This is a genomic window from Streptomyces spororaveus (genome assembly GCF_016755875.1).
GTDB classification, from domain to species: domain Bacteria; phylum Actinomycetota; class Actinomycetes; order Streptomycetales; family Streptomycetaceae; genus Streptomyces; species Streptomyces spororaveus.
This window is the reverse complement of sequence record NZ_BNED01000003.1, coordinates 273311-293135: the sequence shown is the minus strand read 5'-3', so window position 1 is coordinate 293135 and position 19825 is coordinate 273311. Positions and strand designations below refer to the sequence as shown.

The following is a 19825-nucleotide window of genomic DNA, read 5'->3' as shown; positions in this document are numbered from 1 at the left end:
TTTGGTGGTCCACCTGCTTCGCAAGTTCGCCGTACGCCGTGGTCGATGCTGCCGGCGTCCTGGTCGCCCCAGCCGAGTCGTACCTCAAGGATCTCGCCCTCGGTGACAACAGCCCGGCCACCTGCCGCAGCTACGCCTACGATCTGCTGCGTTGGTTCCGGCTGCTGTGGCTGCTGGACGTCGACTGGGAGGAGGCCACCGAGGCGGACGCCGCCGCCATGGTCGGCTGGCTCCGGACGGCGAAGAACCCGCAGCGTCACCGCAGCAATCCGTCCGCCCCACCGCCCGGGTCGGTGAACACCCGCACCGGCAAGCAGTACCTGAAGGCTGGATACGCCCCGAGCACGATCAAGGCTTCTACGCCTTCCACCGGCACTACGGCCGCGGCCCGGTGGCCAACCCGGTTCCGGAATCGGTGCAGCGCCGACGGGCCCTGGCCCATCGAAGCCCGGACGAACCGACGCCGTTGCACCGCCGGGGCCGACTGCGGCAGCGGACCTCACAGAAGCAGCCGCGGGCGATCCCCGACACGATGTGGGACGAGCTGTTCGCGGCCATGAACCACGACCGTGACCGAGCCCTGCTCCAGCTCTACGTCTCCAGCGGAGCCCGCGCCAGCGAACTGCTCGGAATCACCATGGGCGACATCGACTGGTCCGGCCAGCAACTGCACGTCATCACCAAGGGCACCAATCTTCGCGAGCCGGTCCCCGCCAGCCCACAGGGCTTCCTGCTGCTGGCCGCCTACCTCGACGAGGCTGGCGTTCCCGCCGCCGATGAGCCGGTGTGGCGGACTCGTCACGGCGCCGAGAGGCCCCTGACCTACTGGGCGATGCGTCGCACCCTCCAGAGGGCGAACGCCCAGCTCGGTACCAACTGGACCCTCCACGACCTCCGGCACACCGCTGCTCAGCGGATGGCCAACGACCCCCACCTGACTCTCTCGGAAGTACGCGCGATCATGCGACACACCGCCTTGGCCACGACAGGCATCTACCTAACGACCCGCGTCGAGGATCTCTTCGACAAGCTCCAAGAGCACTACAACCGGCCGCGCGTCGAGCGGTCCTTCGCTCCGGGCTACGACCCCGCTGACGTCCGGGCGGTGTTCGGTGGCTAACGTCCAGGGCACCCTTGCCTCGACCTACACCGCCCGCAATCGCCGGACTCTGTTTCGGGGCATGGACTTCGACGAGCCGGTCGCCACCCGCTTCCCGGATGCCGCGGTTAAGGCCGCACCGGCGCCCTCGGCCGGACAGCCCGCCAGCCACCCTTCGGCGATCTGACCCAGGCCTCGATCCAGCATCTGTGCTCGCTGGTCGAGCAGATCGTGCCGGGTCGCACCCACTCCACCTACGAGAAGCGCCGCCGCGGCCTGCGGCTGCTGTTCACTCATCTGGAAACCCTGCCCGGAGCTGACTGGCAGGCGAAGTGGGAGGCCAGCCCGTTGACGGTGACAAGGCCCTGCCGGTCAAGACCTTCGTCATCTCCGACCGGGCCCAGGACCGACATGACGTGACCCCGGCGGCAAAGTTGGCGTTCTGCGCGCGGGTGATCCAGCCCTCGGTCGGTGGATTCCGCGCGAACGCCTTCAGCGACTATCCCGAGTGGTTCGGGCCGGCCAGCCACGATCCTGCCCTGGACGTGTTTTATGCAGCCGTCGACGCCCGCCCTGACCTGGGGTTGAGTTACCGCATCCGTATCAAGTTCGACGTCGCTTGCGCGCTCACCACCCAGGGCATCGCCTTGGAGCACCTCACTCCAGAGGCCCTGCTGCACTACTCGCTGGAGTGCCGACGTCTGGGTGTCACACACGGGGCCAGGGGTGATCAGTCGCGCTTCGCGGCTCTGGGCGCCTGGGAGATCCTGCATTCGATCGGACACTTTCCGCCCGGCACCCCCTCCACGCTGCGGAAGTTCATCTACACCGGGCAGCTCACCCCCGAGCAGATGGTCGACCGCTACCCGCTCCGCAGCCAGGCCGTCCGGCAGGTGATTACCGACTACCTCGTCCGCCGGCAGGCTGATACCGACTACATCACCCGGGACGGCCTGGCCCGTCTGCTAGCAGGGACCTTCTGGTCGAAGATCGAGAAGATCTGCCCCGGACAGGCCGACCTCACCCTCCCCAGGATCTGAAGGGGTTCTCCAAGCGTCGTCGCGAGATTAACCGGCGCATGGCCGACCGCACCCGGCAACGGCAGCCGTTGCTGCCTGACCTGGTGAAATACGTTGAAGAACGCCACGAACGACTCCTGGGGCTGCTCGAAGCCGGGCGGCAGGTCAGTCTGGGCGAGCCCTTCGAGTACGACGGCCCGTCGTTACCGCCGCAGCAACTCGAAGAAGGACCAGGGGCTGGTCAAGGTCGAGGCCGAACCCCCCGTCCGCGTCCATGACGCAGAAACCAGTGAGCTGATCAACATCACCCTCGCTGAGGACTCGGCGTTCTGGGAGTGGGCCGCGGTTGAGGTCCTGCGGCACAGCGGCATCCGAATCGAAGAGCTGTCAGAACTCACCCACCTCAGCATTCGCCAATACGAGCGACCCAATGGCGAGATCATCGCCTTGCTAGTGATCGCCCCGTCGAAGAACGACCGCGAACGAGTCATCCCCATGTCAGCCGACCTCTTCCACGTCGTGGCCCAGATCATCCGCCGCCACACCCGCGACGGCCGGACGATCCCGCTGGTCAGCCGCTATGACGGGCACGAGAAGAGCTGGTCAGACCGCATGCCCTTCCTCTTCCAGCGACAGGTCGGCACCATCCGCAGCGTCCTGGCGACCGGCACCATGCTCAACATGCTCCGCCGGACCTGCCAAGAGATCGGCGAGACGAACAAAGCCTTCGCCGGACTGACCTTCACCCCGCACGACTTCCGACGGCTCTTCGCCACCGAGATCGTCAACGGCGGACTGCCCATCCACATCGGTGCTGCGTTGCTCGGCCATCTCAATCTCCAGACCACTCAGGGATACGTCGCGGTCTTCAACGAGGACGTCGTCGCTCACTACCAGCACTTCCTGAACAACCGCCGGTCCCTGCGGCCGGCCATCGAATACGGCGAGGTCACCAAGCAGGAGTGGGCTGAGTTCGAGGAGCACTTCGAGAAACGCAAGGTCGAGCTGGGTAACTGCGCTCGCCCTTACGGCACCCCATGCCAACACGAGCACGCCTGCTTCTCTGAACTAGCGATCGCTACTCGAGGCTCTGTGTAAATTGCTGGCAGCTGGGACCTCGCCGGGCAAAGATGCAGCCATGCGCTATGCCAACACCGACCCCGAGCTGATGGACCTGGTCCGACGATTCGTCACGCCCGGCCGGCGGTACCTGCGGCTGGGTGGAAGCTTGTTGCGGTTGAGCGGGCCTGAGCGCGAGTTGTTCGTGAGGGAGCTGGTCCAGGCTGCTGGGGAGATCACTCCCGCTGAACTCGGCATCCTTTTCGAGGGCGGGTGGCGAGAGCGCAGGACTGCCTCCTGGCTGGTTGCCGTGGCTGGCAGGACCGAGTTCCGCAGCCGCATCGGCGAACTCCTGCTGGCCAGCGGAGGCCCCTACGGCGGGTCATACTGCATCACTCTTGCCACTTTCGGCACCAGCGCGGACGCCGATCTGGTCTGCAGTTACCTTGATCGCTACTTGCCTCAACCCGACCTCGTCTGGGACCAGACCTTTGCTCTCAGCACACTGCTTCACCTCGATGCCGTCCTCGGGACCGAGCGAGCATCCCGATACCTTGCCGCCGGTGGCCTGTGGCAGCAGTGGACCGATGCCACGTCGAACATGGTGCGGGATCCGCAGGAGTACCGGCAGGTCGTGGACCGGCTCTGTTCCTTCGCCAGCGAGTGCGCTGAACTCTTCGCCAGAATGGAAACCAGGCGCTGATCTTCCCGGCCTGACCGCTGGACGCCGACTGCTTCGGACCCCTCGGTAGACTCTGGGCAATGACACGAAACCAGGGCCGCTGGCCAAAGATCGACCAGGATGGTGGCATCGAGGACGTGACGCTGCTCATCCTGGAATGGCTGGGCGAGCAGGGCGTGAATGCCATGATCAGGGTGGACGCGGAGGGGGTGGCTGATAACGCGCCAGCGTGGACGTTCGCCGCCAGCGGAGGTCCCCTGGAGCACGACATGCGCACTGATGGGAGCACCGTGCAGCAGTGCATGTCCGCCGCCCTGGCCCGGCTGCGCGAAGCCGGGTTGTCTGTTCCGTTTTGATCTCCGGTCGCCACTTGCTTCGATCACGGCGTTGCTCTTGTGGCCTCTGTGGTGCCTGCCGGCTGGCGGACGCCCGGCATACCGAGTTCGACAGCGATCGACTGTCTCTTGACGAGTGCGTCGACCTGGGCGAGCTTTTCCTCGGCGCCGGCAAGGCTGACCTTGAGTCCTTCGACCTCGCCGAGCCAGCCTTCGCGTTCGGCTTCGGCGGTGCGGGCGATGAGATTGTCGCGGATCTCCTCGATGCGGGAGCGTTGGTCCGGGTCCGGCCTGAGGAGTGCACATCTGACACAAGCGTGCTCATGAACACACGGGGTGGAAAATGCACGGCCGCAGGTGCCGATGGACACCTTGCGCTTCTCGAAGTGCGCGAGGAAGGCATCCCACTCCTCCTCGGTGGGAGTTCGGTATTCCTCGCTGGGCCGGGTGGACCGGCGGCGGGCGATGAACGCCCTGTGCGCCTCGATCGTCTCGGCCGGGTAGACGGCCTTGTAGCCCATCCTTGTATCGATGTTCTTGTGCCCGCAGATCACTTGGGCGATGTGTGGTGGGAGGCCGTTCATGATGGCGTCAGTGACGAAGATCCTCCTGAAGTCGTGCGGGGAGATCGTGAGCGGTGCGCCAGCGGAGTCGATGAGCCCGGTGGCCGCGATCGCGCCAATCAGCAGCGTGCGCAGGAACGTGGGAGTGAAGGCCCGTTGCTCGGTTCCGATCTGCCGCTGGAACAGCAGCGGCATCGGCGGGTTCCAGACCTTCTCACGGACGTCGTAGAACGGCGCCAGCGGGATCGCTCCAGCTGGACCGCGTAGTCGGCGGACGATGGCTGACAGGACGTCCGCCAATTCCGGGCTGACCAGCAGGAGGCGCTCGGTGTCGGTCTTGGACGGGGCGATCTGGAGCAACGGAACGATCTCGCCGGTGGTCGGGAGCCGGTACTGGGTGACGCTGTGGTGGGTCAACTCCAAGAGCTCTTCGTTGCGGATGCCCGTCAGGCGGAGGACCTCGACGGCGGCGAACGCCCAGAACGCTTCCTCCTCCTCGAAGGAGAGGTTCCGGCGTCGGCCGGTGGCAGTCTCCTCGGCCCAGGTGAGGTGTCCCGCGGCCTTGGACGTGACGGCTCGGCGAAGCGATCCCTCGGTGCCGGGGATCACCGTCCCTGGCTCGGTGGCCTGCGCAGTCCGGAGCAACTCGAAGGCCGCGAGCCTGCGGCGGTTGGCGGTGCTGACCAGCACGGGGAGCACGGGAAGGCGCTCGCGGGTGCGCTGATCCATCCGTGCCTTGCGGTGCTTGCGCTCCTTGGCCTTGCGGATCTCGTCATCGCTGATCGGGCAGCGTACGACCCACGGTCCCCAGCGGGCCGGTTCCTCCGTTGCCCAGTGGGCGAGGTCTAGATAGAAGGCTCGGACCCGCATCAGCTCGTCCTTGGCGTTGAGCCGGGGCTGGCGATCTCGACCGTCGCCCCGTCGGGGCCGGTGATGGTACGCCGCTTGGTGCTCAGGTCTTCCTTCCAGGTCCGCGCCAGCACCGGCGGCAGCAAAAGAGTGTCGATGCCCGGTGACAGCGCTTCGATCCGCGTCCAGAACAGCCCCGCCAACGATCGTGAGATCGCGTCCAAGCTGGCGAAGTCCAATGACGGCTGCCGTTCGCGAAGGTAGTCCACGAGCAGATCCCGGATCGGGCGGCACCGGATCGGGTAGCGGTCCACAAGCTCCTCGATGCTCAGCTGGCCGAGAGCCTGGCCGAACGCCCGGATCGTTGCCGGGGCATCGTCAGGGAAGACGCCCATGGTCCGAAGCCGCAGGTAGAAGTCGACCTTGTGCTGTCCGCCGCGGACATGGACCCGGCGTTGGGTGTCGAACAGCTCCACGCAGTCCCCAACCGTGATGTCCTGGATGAGCCCGCCTTTGCAGGCCAGGAGGACGGCGATCCGGGTCGCTGCGATCTGGGCGTCTTTACTGGAGTGCGATTGCGCGGCGGCCATCTGCACCAAGTGCTCGAACCCGTCCGGGTCACGGACCTCGGCCATGATGGTGGCCAGGTATCGGTGGGTGCGGGTGAGCATCCAGGGCAGGCTGGGACGGATCACATCACCGGCGATCAGCAGCAGCAACCCGGTGGACAGGTCAGCGCGGACGTACGACGACGGCGACCCTGCCTGCTGGCTCAGGAAACGCAGAGGGAGCTCTGTCCAGTCCGCGCCGGGAAGATCCTCGACGCCGCTGCGTGCCCACCTCTCTTGCCAGGTATCTCTAGGGAGGCTTGAGAGCCAGTCCAACATCTTCGCAACCCCGCGCCGACGGCCTGCTCTGGTCGCCTTGGCCGCTTGCAGGAACGGTGGCGCGGTCAGCCGCCGCACAACCTCCTCGACTGATCGGCTGGTCGCCGGCCAGCGGACTTCGGCGGCTCGCGGCGGGAATCGTTCCCGAAGCACGCTGTTCCGCGCTCGTGCCTGCTCAGCGGTCGCGTTCGCGGCTTGCAGCGGTGGGCGAGTCGAGTGCTTCTTGGTGATAGTCATGATGACCGCCCGAACAGGACGTCCAGGGTCTCGGGGTCGTAACCCGGGGCCGGAGGCGGGGGCACCGGCTCGGTGCGCTGGTCCGCCCGCCGCGCGTGGTGGGCCAGCACCTGGGCGACGACCTCGTCCTGGCGCGGGTTGAGGTAGATCTCGGTCGTGGTCAGATGCGCGTGCCCGAGGACCCACTGCACGTCGGTCAGCGTCAGCGCCGGGTTGCGCACCATGCGGACGGCGGCGCTGTGACGAAGGTCGTGAAGGGTCCAGTCCGCGCCGAAGCTGGCGTTGAGCCGCTCGAACATCCGGTGGGCGCCGTGGTAGGTCAACGGCTGAAACGGACGCCGCAGCGTCCACCACACTGGCCGCGTCAGGCCCCGCGGCACCAGCCCGTGCAGCTCCTGCTGGTAGAGCCGCAGCCACACGAACGCATCCGCTGAGGCCGGCACCTGCTGCCGTGCCCGGGAGCCCTTCCGGACAACGCTGATCAGCTGCTGTCCCGGATCGACGTCGCACTGACGGACGCCGATCAACTCCGATGCCCGGACCCCGCTGGAGATCCAAAACGCGATCATGGCCCGGTCCCGGTTCGACGGCAGCGCCGCGAACAGCGTGTTGAACCACTCGTCCGGGATCGAGCGCGGAATCCGGCGCGGAATCGTGGGCCGATAACGGCCGGTCCGCTCCGGCGCCCAGGTTTCCATCGGGTTGTGGTGCGCGTGCGCGCGGCCGGAACGACGAGCCAGGTCCAGCGGAAACGGGTTGAGCAACGGCCCGGATCCGGCGTCACGGTGCAGGTCGTAGAACCGGCGCAGCACCGTCTCGCTGTGGGCGACGGTCGACGGGGCATAGCCGAGCCCAGGGCTCGTTTTCCCGGTCACCGGGCTCGGGGCGCCGACGGTGCGGGCCGGCTGCCGCTTGGCCGCCGTCGCTCGCGGCTTGACCGTCAGCTGGATCCAGCAGCTGAAATCCCGAGCGTCCATGCGTGTCGCTCGATTCCACGGCACCTCGACTGCGTGCAGGAACCGCCACCACCGCAGTAGGTCCATGCCGTAGGAGCGGACGGTCGCGGCCGCTTTCCCGGCTGCGAGCAGCTCCTGGAAGAACACTGGGACCGGTGCCACGGTCGCGCCGTCGGCGTCGACGAGCCGGTAGGGCTCGTACCGGTCGCCGATTTCCACCAGCCGGCCCCACCGAGGAACGGCCAATCTCGACAGATCCCGTTCGGGCACACGATCGTTCATCACGACCGCAGACCGTACTGGGCGACAACCTCACCTGTGCCCTGAACTGCACAATCAACGTGCTTCGTTCAGTCAACGGGGCATCCGTTGCCCGGTCCTCCAGGTCAACCCCAAGATGTTGTCCCGGCTCGAAGAGCTGGAGAAGGACCTAATCCTGCGGCGCAAGCGGGCCGAACTCGAAGGATGGCTGGGAGAGATCGACGGCATCGACAAGACCCTGACCTTCCTCCGGGCCAAGCGCATTGAGGCCGAAAGGATCAAGCAACGAACCGCCGTCCACCTCGGCCTGCCCCACGTCCGTCGCCCCAGGACTGATCAAACTGTCACCGAATGATGACGCTCACGCCCTGTTCTTCGAAGATCTCCAGGAGTAGGTCGAACAACGCGACTTCGCGTTCTCCGGAGGGCACACGGTCTTGCAGCCGTGCCTTGGCCTGGGCTGAGGAATCCCAGTGCACGGTGAACGGCGTAGTGGCACCCCAGCCCCCTCTCAGGCAGTCGCTCAGAGCATCGAGGTTCCAGCCGAAGTATCCGCCGGGGCCGTTGATGGCTTCACCGATCGCGCAGTAGAAGCTGTCTCGGTCAACGATGTGCCGACCGTCCAAGGTGAACACCTGGCCTGCAGGAGCGTCGGCCTTCCCCTGGCGTTGGTACTCCTGGGAACACAGCGTCACCGACAGCCATGCTCGTCTGTCCTCGGGGGCGAACTCGTGCCACATACCGGTGCGGTCCAGATGACCCGTGCGGATCAGGTCCCATACTCGTTCCGCTCCGGCCACGGCGTTCTCGCACCACAGCGTCATCGTGAGGTCGACGAGGCCGGCCCCGCAGGCGGAGGGCTTGACGTCGACGACGGTGACCTCATTGACGAAGTAGGACCCCATGGTGGCACCGTCACCGTCGAGGAGCTCGAACCAGGCATTCCCCGCCAAGGCGCGACGACTGCCGACGTGGCCAACGCTCTCCAGTAGGCCGCCCTGCGGGAGGCAGCCCGTGAGGTGCACTCGGCGTGTTCCCTCTTCGTCCGGCAGCGGCGTGAACAACCCCTCGGCCTCGTGAGCAAAGCCCCAGAAGTCAGCGTCGTCCTCATCCGAGGTCAGGGCGTACTCCTGCCCCTCACCGCTCCGACCTGATGTTCGCATCGCACTCCCCATGAGAGCGCTGATCTTACCGGCGCCCCGGTGACCTGGTAGGCGGTCGCCGACCTGTCCACCCCATGACACTTCGGAGGCTCTTGGACGAGTCACGGATCCCCATAGCCCGTGAGAGTGAAGTGCAGAGAAGGGTCATCCAGTGCAAGCACAGGAAGGACGGCTGGTCGGGCAAGCCCGTCGGGAGCCCTGACCTTCAGGTCCTGAACGGCACTGGCAGGCAGGTCCACCACGGTGATGTCGTGGTCATGTTGACCAACGGCCGTATCACCGCCAACGCCGCGCAGTTCGCGAAGTCTCAGCGGCTTCACCTCGTCGACCGCCATCTCCTCGCCGAATGGGCCGGCGGGTCCCATCCCCTGTGGGAACTCCTGCACGCCCTCCCTCCTGCCAGCCGCCGAGAGGCTCCCTAGGGGTCGCCACCACCTATGAAACGCCCGGCCTCGGACGAAACTCTCGATCTCGCCCACCCGCAGGCATCCGGCTGACACAATGACTCGGCTGGGCTTGAGGACAGTGGAAGAACCTACATGTAGTGACCGCTTGGAAATGCGGCGCGAACAGGCCACGTCCCCCGCCAAACGTCCGACCCGTGGACGATTGCCTGGCACTCCGACTACAAGTTTTGTCATGCCCGGAGGAGGACGACGCGACGGGTCCGCGTCGGCCTGCACTATGCATGACCTCTTCCCCAACACCCTGGCGGGGATCTTGAGCGGGGTGGGAACCTTCATCACCCTCGCCACAGCTACTTGGGCTCGTACGCGTCTGGGCTCTCGCAGCAGATCCGCGGGACCTGATTCTCAACTGAGCCCTGTCGTTCCAACCCTGGGAGCGAGCGAAGAGGTGAGGCCGTCCGACGCCTCATCCGTCCAGGGAAGCACAACCATGCCTAGCACCCCCCGCACCTACACCGCCATCAGCACTCTCGGTGCTGATGGCCGCCCGGCTCACTTCATCACTGCCCAGCCGGTCGGCGCGGTCGTCATCCAGCAGTTCGGGACCCGTCCGGAGCGGTTCCTACTCACCGATGTCCAGCTCGCCGACGGCTCCTTCGTCGCCGAGCCGCTCGACCGCTACCTGTAAACCAGGGTGGGCCGCGCCTGCCCCATCGCGGTCCGGCTACAGGATGGTCAGGTGCTGTCGCACGGCGCTGGCGAGCTCGGCGTAGAAGTCGATGCGGTCCTGGGCCTGGAGGACCTGGGCGCACACGGTCAGCATGCCGGTGCGGGCCTCGGGCCGGTCCAGGACGCAGGCCAGCCGGGTCCGGATGTGCGCTGCCGTCTCGGGGGTGAGCAGTGTGTACACGTAGAGGGTGGCTGCGTCGTAGCCGTACGGGGCGCGGCCCCATCCCTCCCAGTCCAGGATGTGCGGGGTGCGGGTGATGTTCGCCCAGTGGAGGTCTCCGTGGGCGGTGGTCCAGGTGACGTCGTCGACCTGGTGGCCGGTGAATTCGGGGATGACGCGGCGCAGGTACTCCTCGCGTACGGCCTCGCGGTCCGCCGGCGGGGGCACGTCGGCGAGGGCGTCCAGGGCGGCCGTCATCTCCTTCCACCACGTCTCGGGCAGGCTGGGGTCCTCAGTGAGGACGGGGCGCGGGGAGACGATCGGGTTCGGGGTGAAGGCGTATGGCTCGGCCCGGTAGGCGTACGCCTGGTCGGTCCAGTCCCGGACGTGGAGCAGTTCGGGGCGTGGCACCGAGGCGGGGAGGGTGCGGGAGGTGGACGGGCCGTTCCACAGGATGCCGCCTTCGGTGCCGGCCTCGGCGCAGACCACGCGGAGCCAGTGCGGGCCGGCGGCCGACAGGGTGCGGCCCTGGTACCCCCACACCCGGCGGCCGGTGGCGCGCAGGCCGAACTGGTCGGCGGCGTGCTGCTGGGCGGCCAGCATCCGGTCGACGGTGGCGGGGGCGGGGGCCTCGAACATGGCGGTCCTACCTGTGGGAGACGGCTGCCGCGTCCTTGGATACCAGCTCGGTGGCGAGCGCCGCGACCTGTTCCATGGTGAGGCCGGAGCGCTCGGCCAGGTCCCCGAAGGTGAGGCGGGCGCCGGAGACCAGGGCCTCCAAGGCGGGGCGGACGGAGGTGTGGAGCTCCCAACGGCAGGCCCGCGTGCTGCGCGAGCTCAGCCAGCGGGCCTTACCCGATCCGGAGGAGCACACTGCCGGCCAGCCAGCCCCCATCGACACCAGGGTTCAGCACCGGCGCCGCGAGTTCGCCGCCACGGAAACCGCGGCCCTGCGCCGGGGCCGCGATCACGCTGCCGCAGGCCGCCCCGCTGAGGCCCACAGCATGACCGGAACAGTTGGAGACAAGGGAGCGGCCTGACTCGCCCCGCCCCCCGCTACCCTTCTGATCCTCATCTATGGGGGGAGTCGCTGCGTGCGCGCCTTGGAAGACATAAGGAACCAGGTGAGGTCTCTGACCTCCCGCCGCTACGTGGACGAGGCGATTGCCGCGTACGGCGCGTCCGCTTACCGCTCCGCGTTGATGTCGACCTGGATCGCCGTGGCCGCAGACATCATCGGCAAGATCCGCTTGCTTGCGGACGAAGGAGAGGGCGTCGCCGTCAGCCTGCGTGATTCGCTGAACAACGCAATAGCATCCAACGACGTCCCCGCCCTGCAGAAGTTCGAGACGAGCCTGATCAAGACGGCGCACGAGGACCTTGAGCTGATCGGCCGACGTGAGGCCGATGAGCTCACCCGCCTCTACAAGGACCGCAACCTCTGTGCCCACCCCGCCTTCGTCGCCGGAGGTGAAGACCTCTTCGACCCGTCGCCCGAACTGGTGCGGGCGCACCTGACAGCCGCAGTGGACGCGCTGCTCTCCCACCCTGCCGTTACCGGTCGCAAGGCGATCGAAAGGTTCGGACGGGAAGTCGCCTCCGACTCCTTCCCCCGCGACGACCAAAGGCTCAACGACCACCTGCGGGCCGGGTACATGGACCACAGCACCAAAGCGCTGCGCGCCAACTTGATCAAGGTGATCTGCAAGGAAACCCTCAAGCCCGATCTTGATCTCCGCCACCGGTGGAGGTGCACACGAGCCGCCCGCGAGCTCCAGAAGATCGCGCCCAGCGAGTTCGAGGAGCAGCTGCGCAGTGTCCTGGACAGTCAGCAGAACGGGCTGACCGATGCCGGCCTCCTCACCCTGGTCACGGGCCTGTGCTACGTCCCGGGTACCTGGGACCTGCTCCACAAAGGCACCCAGGCACGCGTGGAGGAGCTGCTCCAGACGGTGACGCCGTTGGACCTGGCGGAGACACACATGCTCTTCCACGGCCCTCTGCCGCACCCTCCAGTCGATCACATGCTCCTGGACCGGCTGGAGGACGTCACCCGGCCCGGTGCCCTGCGCCACGTCAAAATCGGCCTTGCCGCTTGTCTGGGTGATGCGCCGGATCGCCGGTTGGTCGCTCCACTGATCAGCTTGGTTGCGAAGGACAAGGGTGGCTGGTCATACGAAGCCGCCGCGTCCGTACTGAGGTTCATTGTCCAGATCGCAGCCCTGCTCACCGACGAGGATCTGGAGCAGTTGCTGGCTGCCTGCGGCGAGAACGACCAGATCAGACACGGCGCACTGGCACACAAGCAGCTCGGCGCGCTTCGGTGGGCCGCCCCACGAACCCCACGCGCTGACGCGGCCTGGGCGAAGTGGTTCGGCGAGGAGGAACCCGGCGGCGCATCAGCTGATCCAGCGCAATAGTCGACCGTGGGCGCGCGCAGTCGGTCGATGGTGGCGGCCAGGTGCTGGTCCTCGCCGCGGACGGCGTGGCGGAAGGCGAGGGCGAGCCCCACGAACCGGAGGAGGAAGGGGAGCCCCGCGGCCTCGATCACGGCGTTCAGGCTTTGGGCGCGGTCGGTGACGCCGCTGGTTCCGGCGTCCTTGATCAGGGCGACGACCTGGGCGAGGAGGGTGTTGGAGCGCTGGTCGAGGCCATCGAGGAGCTGGTGGGCGAGTGCAAGCTCCTCGTCGACTCGGTCGGGGTCGGCGAAGGAGACCGCGAGGGCGAGGCGGACCTGCATCATGGCGCGCTCGCCGACGGCGCCGTGCTGCTCGGCTTCGGCACGGCCGGCTTCGAAGGCGGCGACGGCGGCCGCGGTGTCGGCTTGGGACCACAGGATGTCGTCGAGGACGCGGTGGTGGCGGCCCTTCCAGCCCAGGGTGGGGACGGCGGCCAAGGCGGTGGGGAAGTCGCCGGCGAGCCGTGCCAGGTTGGCCAGGCCGCGGCGGGCCCTCGGCGCGAGGCGCCCGTCGGCGTCAGCGACCTGCCGCATCCCGGCTCGGGCGGCGGCGCCCTGGTCGAGGTCCGTGTATGCCTTGGCCCGGTAGTACAGGGCCAGCTCGATGACCTCGGTGGGCAGCAGGCCGGAGTCGAGCACCTCGGTCAGCCGCTCCACGGTGCGCTGGCGGTGTTCGTGCTGGCGGCGGGTGATCGCGGTGAGGAGCTCTGCCAGGGCGTCTGCGGGTGTGTCCGGGGCGTCGGCGGTGTCGGCGGGGAGGGTGAGCGGCTCCCAGACGGAATCGTCGGTGTAGGCGTAGACGGCGTCTGTGAGCCAGCCGAGGTCGGCGAGGTTGTGGTCGCGGGCCAGCCGCAGGCCCTGGCGCAGGCAGGCGACCAGGAGCAGGCGGCTGGGGCCGAGCGTGGTGGCCGCCGTCCACTGCTCGCCGAGGGAGGCCAGGGCGCGGGTGGCGGCCTGCTGCCAGTCGGCGTCCGTCCAGCGGTCCTCGCTGTGGGTGTCCTCGCGCACAGCGGTGCGGATCGCCCGGTGCAGGTGGTACGGCCACAGCGCGTACGGGTTCTCGGCGATCAGGGGGCGTTCGGTGAGGCGTCGGGCGGGGGCCTGCTGGGTGAGGCCGGCGGCCCGGGTGGCGAGCTCCAGGTCCCAGGCGTCGAGGAGGGAGACGCTGCGCAGGAGGTGGCGTTCCTCTGCCGTGAGGTCTGAGAGGGTGCGGGCGAGCAGGGCGGGGAAGGAGCAGTCGAAGTCCGCCGCGACGGGTGTGCGGCCGGTGCGGCGGATCTCCAGGAAGTGGGAGACGGCGAGGTCGAGGTGGAGGGGCAGGCCGTGGGAGCGGTGGGTGATCGCTGCCCTGATGTCGGCGTCGATGAGGGGCCGCCCCGCGATGGTGAGCCGTTGGGCGAGATGGGTTTCGCAGTCCTCGGGGGACAGGTCCCCGATCAGGTGCGGTCGGTGCGTCGGTCCGGGGCGCGGGGACGCTTCGGGTGGTGGAGAGGCCGGGCCAGGCGGTGGGGCCGGTCCAGTCGAGCTGGCCGTAGAGGGCCGGGTCGGCCCACTGCAGGCGGCTGCGGCCGGCGAGGACGAAGAAGACGTTCGGCATGAGCCAGACCAGCCGCTGCAGGAGGCGTTCCAGGTCGCGGTGGCGGTCCGCGGTGTCCTCGTCACCGTCTTCTTCGCGGGCAGCCGGCTCAGGTCCCAGGCCAGCAGGTGCGGGTAGTACGACAGGGCTTCCAGGTCCGGGGTGGCTTCCAGCAGGGCTGCGGTCCGTGCGGCGCCGGCGAGGGCCTGGGCGCGTTCCTGGCGTTCGCGCAAGGCGGTGACCAGGGCGGAGGTGAGCTGGCCTGCGGCCGAGCCGACCAGGCCGGGCAGTTGGAGGGCGGCCGCGAGCTCGCCGACGCCGGCCTGGAGCTGGCTGGGCAGCAGGTTGGTGACCTTGCCCGCGATCCCGGTGCGCCGGATGTATTCGTCGAGGGGCTCGCCGGGGTGGACGGTCTCCCAGTAGTTTCGCAGTGCCACGTCGAAGGACGGCAGGGTTCGGCCGAGTCCGCCGGCGAGCGCGAGGCGGATCGTCAGCAGGACGCGCTCGTAGTCCGAGCCGGCCTGCGGAACGGGACAGGTCGATCCGGATCGGCAGGAGCCGCTGCGTCCAGGCCGGTTCACCCCACTGCGCGGGGCGGTCCTCGGTCGCGGTCAGGGCGGCCTCGATCTTGCGGAGCAAGGTGGACCTCCCGGCCCCGCCCACCCCGTGGAACATCACCAGGTTCGTACGGGGCGACTCGAGGTCTTCGACGTCGAAACCGGGCCGGGCCACGTGCTGCAGGTGCTCGCCGAGCGCGGCCGCGACCACCGCCCACTGGTGCTGGCGGTCGGTGAACGCCTCCACCGCGTCGTACTCCGACGGGTTGTTGGAGCTGACCGGAGGGCCCGATGAGCGCCGTGTCGGCGCCGGCCGCTGTGATGATCCCTGCCCCGCGTCCGTCGATGTCTTCTTCGGTGGCCGACGGCGCTCCGGTGCGTCGGCAGCGTGTGCGGGTCCCGATGCGGCTGGTGTCGTCGCCGTTCTACTCGGACGTCGCGCTGTCGGTGTACGTGAAGGTGGCGGCGCTGGCGGCTCGGCCGGGGGGGGGGAGGGGGGAGGCGCGGTCGGTGAGGATCGCCTCGTACCTGGGGCTGTCGGTGGCGTCGGTGGAGCGGGATGAAGGAGCTGACCCGTCCGGGGCCGGACGGGTTCGTGGAGCTGCGGTCGGTCCGTCGTACCCTGCCCGGCGGCAAAGGTCAGTCCGCGCTGCGGACGGTGCGGCAGATGACGCGGACGGAGAAGTTCGTGTGGGTGCCGGTGGCGGCTTCGGAGGACCTCACGCCCCGGCAGCTGCGCGCGTACGCGGTCATCGTGTTCGCGGGGAAGATGGGCATCGCGCTGACCGAGGGGGAGCTGGCGGGATACCTGCTCCATCGCTCGGGCAGGAAGGCCGGCCAGCCCATCACGGCGGCGGCCGGTGAGGTCGTCGACGGTGTGGAGGCGGCGCGATGGGTGACGGTGCAGCGGCGGGCGGGCGCGCTGGGCCGTCACCGCTACATCGCCCACGAGGCCATCGTGAGCGGCGGCGAGCCGGTCGCGGACTCGGTGCTGAAGGAGGTTCAGGAGGGCGCGGAGCAGCCTGTGGAAGGTGTGCCTGACGGGACGGCATGTCTGTTGGTTGGTGAGGGATCGGGTGTGTGGGTTGGTGAGGGATCCCTCGCGAATGAGGAACAACCTAGGACTGACTCACCTGATGACGAAGGCGCACTCATCTCACCCGCCGTAGGCGAGGTCCCGGTAGTCAAGGGTGCCTGGGTTGTGGAAAGCCGCGCTACCGCGGAGGCACGTTTCGAAGGCGTGGGTGGTGTCGCGCTGCGCGCGGGTGAAATCAGCCAGCCCTCCTCGAAGCCGGACGGCGAAAAGCGCAGCAGCAAGGGCGGGGGGGGGGGGGGGCGTCCCAGTCGTCGTACACCGGACCGCAGCTGTCCATGAGCCCGGAAACCTATGCCGTCCTGGAGCCGGTCCGCGTGCTGCTGGAGCAAGTCACCAGCAGCTTCATCTCCTGCCACGCCCAGTCGCCGGCCCTGATGGGCACTCCCGCGCCTCGGGGCGGGGCCGTCCGGTGGCATCCGGGGCCGTTCGGCGGCAGTCCAGGTCCTCCGTAGCCGTCCGGCCCCGTTCTCCGCGTTCATGGAGCGTCCTGCCGGGGAAGGCGTGCCGGGGACCCGTACACCCGAGAAGGGACGGACACCATGGCACGACCGAGGATCGTGGTCGTCGGCGCGGGATTCGCCGGCGTCTCCTGCGTACGCCGACTGGAGCGGACGCTGTCACCCGGGGAGGCGGAGATCCTGCTGGTCACCCCGTCCTCCTACCAGCTCTACCTGCCCCTGCTGCCGCAGGTGGCCTCCGGCGTCCTCACCCCCCAGTCCGTGGCGGTCTCGCTGCGCCGCAGCCGCCGCCACCGGACCCGGATCGTGCCCGGCGGGGCCGTGGGCGTCGACACCCAGGCCAAGGTCTGCGTCATCCGGAAGATCACCGGGGAGCTGGTGGACCAGCCGTACGACCACCTGGTGCTCGCACCCGGGAGCGTGACCCGCACCTTCGACATCCCCGGCCTGGCGGAACACGGCCGCGGCATGAAGTCGCTCGCGGAGGCGGCCCACCTGCGCGACCACGTGATCGCCCAGCTCGACCTGGCCGATGCCGCCGCACCCGGCTCGGCGGAGCGGGCCTCACGGCTCGGCTTCGTGGTGGTGGGCGGCGGCTACGCAGGTACCGAGACGGCCGCCTCCCTCCAACGCCTCACCACGAACGCCGTCGCCCGCTACCCCCGCCTGGACCGCCGGGAGATCACCTGGCACCTCGTGGACGTGGCCCCGAAACTGATGCCCGAACTCGGCGACCGGCTGGGCCGGGCAGCCCTCGACGTGCTGCGCCGCCGCGGCATCGAGGTCTCCCTCGGCGCCTCCGTCGCCAAGGCGGGCCCCGAGGACGTCACCCTCACCGACGGGCGCGTACTGCCCTGCCGCACCCTCATCTGGACCGCCGGCGTCGCCGCGAGCCCACTCATCGCCACCCTGGGCGCCGAGACCGCCAAAAGCGGCCGGCTCGTCGTCACGCCCGACCTGCGGGTCCCGGGGGCGGACGGCGCGTTCGCACTCGGTGACGCGGCCGCCGTGCCCGACCTCGCTGGCGGCGGGGACGATGCGGTGTGCCCGCCCACCGCGCAGCACGCCGCGCGCCAGGGCAGGGTCGCCGCCGACAACGTCGTCGCCACGCTGCGGGGCACGCCGCTGCGTCAGTACATCCACAAGGACCTCGGACTTGTCGTGGACCTCGGCGGCCGCGACGGCGTCTCCCGGCCGCTCGGCATCGACCTGCGAGGGATGCCCGCCCAGGCCGTGGCCCGCGGCTACCACTGGGCGGCACTGCGCACCGGCGCCGCGAAAACCCGCGTGATGACGAACTGGCTGCTGAACGCGGTGGCCGGCGACGACTTCGTCCGCACCGGATTCCAGACGAACAAGCCGCCGACACTGCGCGACTTCGAGCACACCGACCAATACCTCACCCCGGAGGAGGTACGGGCCCGCACAGCGGCCCACGGAGGCTGACAGCAACTCCGAGAACGGCGCTGCCCCTCTCCTCCATGCCCGAGTCTGCGGCCGCGCCTTCGACCGGCCGCGGTTACAGGTGGGCCAGGTGCTCGCGCACGGGGTCGGCGAGCTCGGCGTAGAAGTCGATGCGGTCCTGGGCTTGGAGGATCTGGGCGCAGACGGTCAGCAGCCGGTTCGGGCCTCGGGCCGGTCCAGGACGGCGGCGAGTTCGGTCCGGATGCGGGCGGCCGTCTCGGGGGTCAGCGGCGCGTACAGGTACAGGGTGGCCGCGTCGTAGCCGTACGGGGCGCGGCCCCACCCCTCCCAGTCCAGGATGTGCGGGCCGCGGGTGATGTTGCCGTAGTGGAGGTCGCCGTGGGCGGTGGTCCAGGTGACGTCCTCGACCTGGTGGCCGGTGAACTCGGGGATGACGCGGCGCAGGTACTCCTCCCGGACGGCCTCGCGGTCCGCCGGCGGTGGCACATCGGCGAGGGCGTCCAGGGCGCCGTCATGTCCTTCCACCACGTCTCGGGCAGGCCCGGGTCCTCGTCGACGACGGGGCGCGGGGAGACCATCGGGTCCGGGGCAAGGGCATACAGCTCGGCTCGGTAGGCGTACGCCTCGGTGGTTTAGTCGCGGACGTGGAGCAGTTCGGGGCGTGGCACCGAGGCGGGGAGGGTGCGGGAGGCGTAGCGGCCGTCCCACAGGGTGCCGCCTTCGGTGCCGGCCTCGGCGCAGACCACGCAGAGCCCTCCAGTCTGGGCTGGTCGGCGGCGTGCTGTTGGGCGGCCAGCATCCGGTCAGCAGTGGCGGGGGCGGGTGTCGAACATGGCGGTCCTACCTGGGTGGGAGAGGGCGGCCGCGTCCTTGGATACCAGCTCGGTGGCAAGGGCCGCGACTGTTCCACGGTGAGACCCGAGCTCTCGGCCAGGGCCGCGAAGGTGAAGCGGGCACCTGAGATCAGGGGCTCGAGTACGGGGCGGACGCAGGGGGTGGTGGAGCAACAGCTTCACCAGCTTCTCGTCGAAATCCGCACACTGATGGTCGTGAGCGAGGATTCCCCGTCGTTCAGAAGCCTTGGGTCCCCGCCGCAAATGAGGCAGCAGGGACCCAAGGCGGGAAGCACTCATCCGGCCTGAAGGGAATGCATCATCACCTGAAGCGCGCCTCGCCATTCTCGATATAGAGAATCAGAGGGCTGATTATTGCTTCATCTTCCGCAAGTAGTGGATGCAACTCCACGCCTCTATCGCGGATTTCTTTTACCGGCCCCATCTGGTCGGCAGGGAATCGATTCTTGGCCGTCTCGTTCTGTGCCTCGAAGAGGCTTTCGAGTTCCGAATTCCAGCCAGGCAGCGGAACGAACTTGCAGATGATCCAAGGCTGATCGAAGCCGTGCGGGTGGAGATCGCCTACCGGCTCGCCACCGATGTACACCCTCCATGAAGCCGAGGGCGAGGCGTTCCCTTCTTCTCTTACCACTCTAGCTCCTACCGATATCCTTCATGACTTGTTCCAGGGTTGTGCCGGGCGGCCAGTAGTGAACTATCGCTTCGGCCTCCAGGCGCAAGTACACGAGCAGTTCATTATGCCTGGTGGCATTATCTGACAATTCATCCCCGAAAACTGCTCGCATGTGTTCCGGGACAGTCAGATTCTTGGCCGCGTCGAAAATCCTGGAATTCGTCTTGCTGAGGTCGAGGGAAACGTAACCGTATTCGCCACTTCCCTTCCATCCTGTCACGCTGCCGCTGCCGTAGGTGTCGAACATCGTCTTGGGGCTGGTCGTGACCGATATCCATGGAGAGTTTGCGTGGCCCATGACGTGCTCCCACGGCTCGACAGA

At 68.3% G+C, this 19825-nt stretch carries 20 protein-coding genes and 2 pseudogenes; 11 read left to right on the top strand and 11 right to left on the bottom strand.

Translation table 11 applies throughout. The features are described 5' to 3' along the window. The 6 genes from Sspor_RS41270 to Sspor_RS02485 all read left to right on the top strand — a co-directional run. A partial coding sequence (locus Sspor_RS41270) for a site-specific integrase (protein ID WP_308445514.1) occupies positions 1-560 on the top strand: 560 nt, incomplete at its 5' end. Beyond that, a complete protein-coding gene (locus Sspor_RS41265; RefSeq protein WP_308295774.1) occupies positions 533-1120 on the top strand; it encodes a tyrosine-type recombinase/integrase in 588 nt (195 codons plus the stop codon). The genes Sspor_RS41270 and Sspor_RS41265, both read left to right, overlap by 28 nt. A gap of 311 nt (positions 1121-1431) precedes the next feature. Continuing rightward, positions 1432-2139 carry a hypothetical protein gene (locus Sspor_RS02500; protein ID WP_202197508.1) on the top strand — a complete coding sequence of 236 codons (708 nt, stop codon included), beginning with the start codon at positions 1432-1434 and terminating at the stop codon, positions 2137-2139. A 93-nt stretch (positions 2140-2232) separates the two neighbouring features. Further along, positions 2233-3216, top strand: a complete 984-nt coding sequence (locus tag Sspor_RS02495; protein WP_202197507.1) for a tyrosine-type recombinase/integrase — start codon at positions 2233-2235, stop codon at positions 3214-3216. 40 nt (positions 3217-3256) lie between these two features. Further along, positions 3257-3880 carry a DUF6000 family protein gene (locus tag Sspor_RS02490; RefSeq protein ID WP_202197506.1) on the top strand — a complete coding sequence of 208 codons (624 nt, stop codon included), beginning with the start codon at positions 3257-3259 and terminating at the stop codon, positions 3878-3880. 59 nt (positions 3881-3939) lie between these two features. Next, a complete protein-coding gene (locus Sspor_RS02485) occupies positions 3940-4215 on the top strand; it encodes a hypothetical protein (protein ID WP_202197505.1) in 276 nt (91 codons plus the stop codon). Between the two features lie 23 nt (positions 4216-4238). Here Sspor_RS02485 and Sspor_RS02480 read toward each other — a convergent pair whose 3' ends face one another. The 3 genes from Sspor_RS02480 to Sspor_RS02470 are packed head-to-tail and all read right to left on the bottom strand — an operon-like array spanning position 4239 to position 7968. After that, a complete protein-coding gene (locus Sspor_RS02480; RefSeq protein WP_237403615.1) occupies positions 4239-5627 on the bottom strand; it encodes a tyrosine-type recombinase/integrase in 1389 nt (462 codons plus the stop codon). Next, entirely contained in the window at positions 5627-6730 is a 1104-nt protein-coding gene (locus tag Sspor_RS02475) for a hypothetical protein (protein WP_202197504.1), read from the bottom strand. The genes Sspor_RS02480 and Sspor_RS02475 overlap by 1 nt, the downstream gene beginning before the upstream one ends. Then, on the bottom strand, positions 6727-7968 hold the full coding sequence (locus tag Sspor_RS02470; RefSeq protein WP_202197536.1) for a tyrosine-type recombinase/integrase: 1242 nt from the start codon (positions 7966-7968) through the stop codon (positions 6727-6729). The genes Sspor_RS02475 and Sspor_RS02470 overlap by 4 nt, the downstream gene beginning before the upstream one ends. 115 nt (positions 7969-8083) lie before the next feature. Between Sspor_RS02470 and Sspor_RS02465 the strand changes: the two genes are divergently transcribed. After that, on the top strand, positions 8084-8302 hold the full coding sequence (locus Sspor_RS02465) for a recombinase (RefSeq protein ID WP_202197503.1): 219 nt from the start codon (positions 8084-8086) through the stop codon (positions 8300-8302). Here Sspor_RS02465 and Sspor_RS02460 read toward each other — a convergent pair. Beyond that, positions 8292-9122, bottom strand: coding sequence for a barstar family protein (locus Sspor_RS02460; protein WP_237403614.1), 831 nt, complete (start codon positions 9120-9122; stop codon positions 8292-8294). The genes Sspor_RS02465 and Sspor_RS02460 overlap by 11 nt on opposite strands. A gap of 122 nt (positions 9123-9244) precedes the next feature. Between Sspor_RS02460 and Sspor_RS02455 the strand changes: the two are divergent. Further along, positions 9245-9532, top strand: a pseudogene (locus Sspor_RS02455) (restriction endonuclease); the annotation flags it as partial. 475 nt (positions 9533-10007) lie between these two features. After that, positions 10008-10205, top strand: coding sequence for a hypothetical protein (locus tag Sspor_RS02450; protein WP_202197501.1), 198 nt, complete (start codon positions 10008-10010; stop codon positions 10203-10205). Positions 10206-10241: 36 nt separating this feature from the next. Here Sspor_RS02450 and Sspor_RS02445 read toward each other — a convergent pair whose 3' ends face one another. The 4 genes from Sspor_RS02445 to Sspor_RS02430 form a co-directional block, all read right to left on the bottom strand. Beyond that, complete coding sequence (locus tag Sspor_RS02445; protein WP_202197500.1) at positions 10242-11045, bottom strand: phosphotransferase; 804 nt, start codon at positions 11043-11045, stop codon at positions 10242-10244. A gap of 7 nt (positions 11046-11052) precedes the next feature. Next, the gene (locus tag Sspor_RS02440; RefSeq protein ID WP_202197499.1) at positions 11053-11301 is read right to left on the bottom strand and encodes a hypothetical protein; all 249 of its coding nucleotides are present in this window, start codon (positions 11299-11301) and stop codon (positions 11053-11055) included. After that, the gene (locus tag Sspor_RS02435; RefSeq protein WP_202197498.1) at positions 11258-12148 is read right to left on the bottom strand and encodes a hypothetical protein; all 891 of its coding nucleotides are present in this window, start codon (positions 12146-12148) and stop codon (positions 11258-11260) included. The genes Sspor_RS02440 and Sspor_RS02435 overlap by 44 nt, the downstream gene beginning before the upstream one ends. Before the next feature lie 278 nt (positions 12149-12426). Continuing rightward, the gene (locus tag Sspor_RS02430; RefSeq protein WP_202197497.1) at positions 12427-15021 is read right to left on the bottom strand and encodes an ATP/GTP-binding protein; all 2595 of its coding nucleotides are present in this window, start codon (positions 15019-15021) and stop codon (positions 12427-12429) included. Between the two features lie 535 nt (positions 15022-15556). Between Sspor_RS02430 and Sspor_RS02425 the strand changes: the two genes are divergently transcribed. Both Sspor_RS02425 and Sspor_RS02420 read left to right on the top strand, forming a co-directional pair. Then, complete coding sequence (locus tag Sspor_RS02425; protein WP_202197496.1) at positions 15557-16372, top strand: hypothetical protein; 816 nt, start codon at positions 15557-15559, stop codon at positions 16370-16372. A gap of 260 nt (positions 16373-16632) precedes the next feature. Beyond that, positions 16633-17997, top strand: coding sequence for an NAD(P)/FAD-dependent oxidoreductase (locus Sspor_RS02420; RefSeq protein WP_202197495.1), 1365 nt, complete (start codon positions 16633-16635; stop codon positions 17995-17997). Between the two features lie 165 nt (positions 17998-18162). On the opposite strand, the pseudogene Sspor_RS02415 reads toward Sspor_RS02420, so the two are convergent. The 3 genes and pseudogenes from Sspor_RS02415 to Sspor_RS02405 form a co-directional block, all read right to left on the bottom strand. Further along, positions 18163-18534: pseudogene (locus Sspor_RS02415) on the bottom strand (phosphotransferase); the annotation flags it as partial. 597 nt (positions 18535-19131) lie between these two features. Further along, positions 19132-19416 carry a hypothetical protein gene (locus tag Sspor_RS02410; protein WP_202197493.1) on the bottom strand — a complete coding sequence of 95 codons (285 nt, stop codon included), beginning with the start codon at positions 19414-19416 and terminating at the stop codon, positions 19132-19134. A gap of 46 nt (positions 19417-19462) precedes the next feature. Then, complete coding sequence (locus Sspor_RS02405) at positions 19463-19801, bottom strand: hypothetical protein (RefSeq protein WP_202197492.1); 339 nt, start codon at positions 19799-19801, stop codon at positions 19463-19465. Positions 19802-19825: the final 24 nt, after the last annotated feature.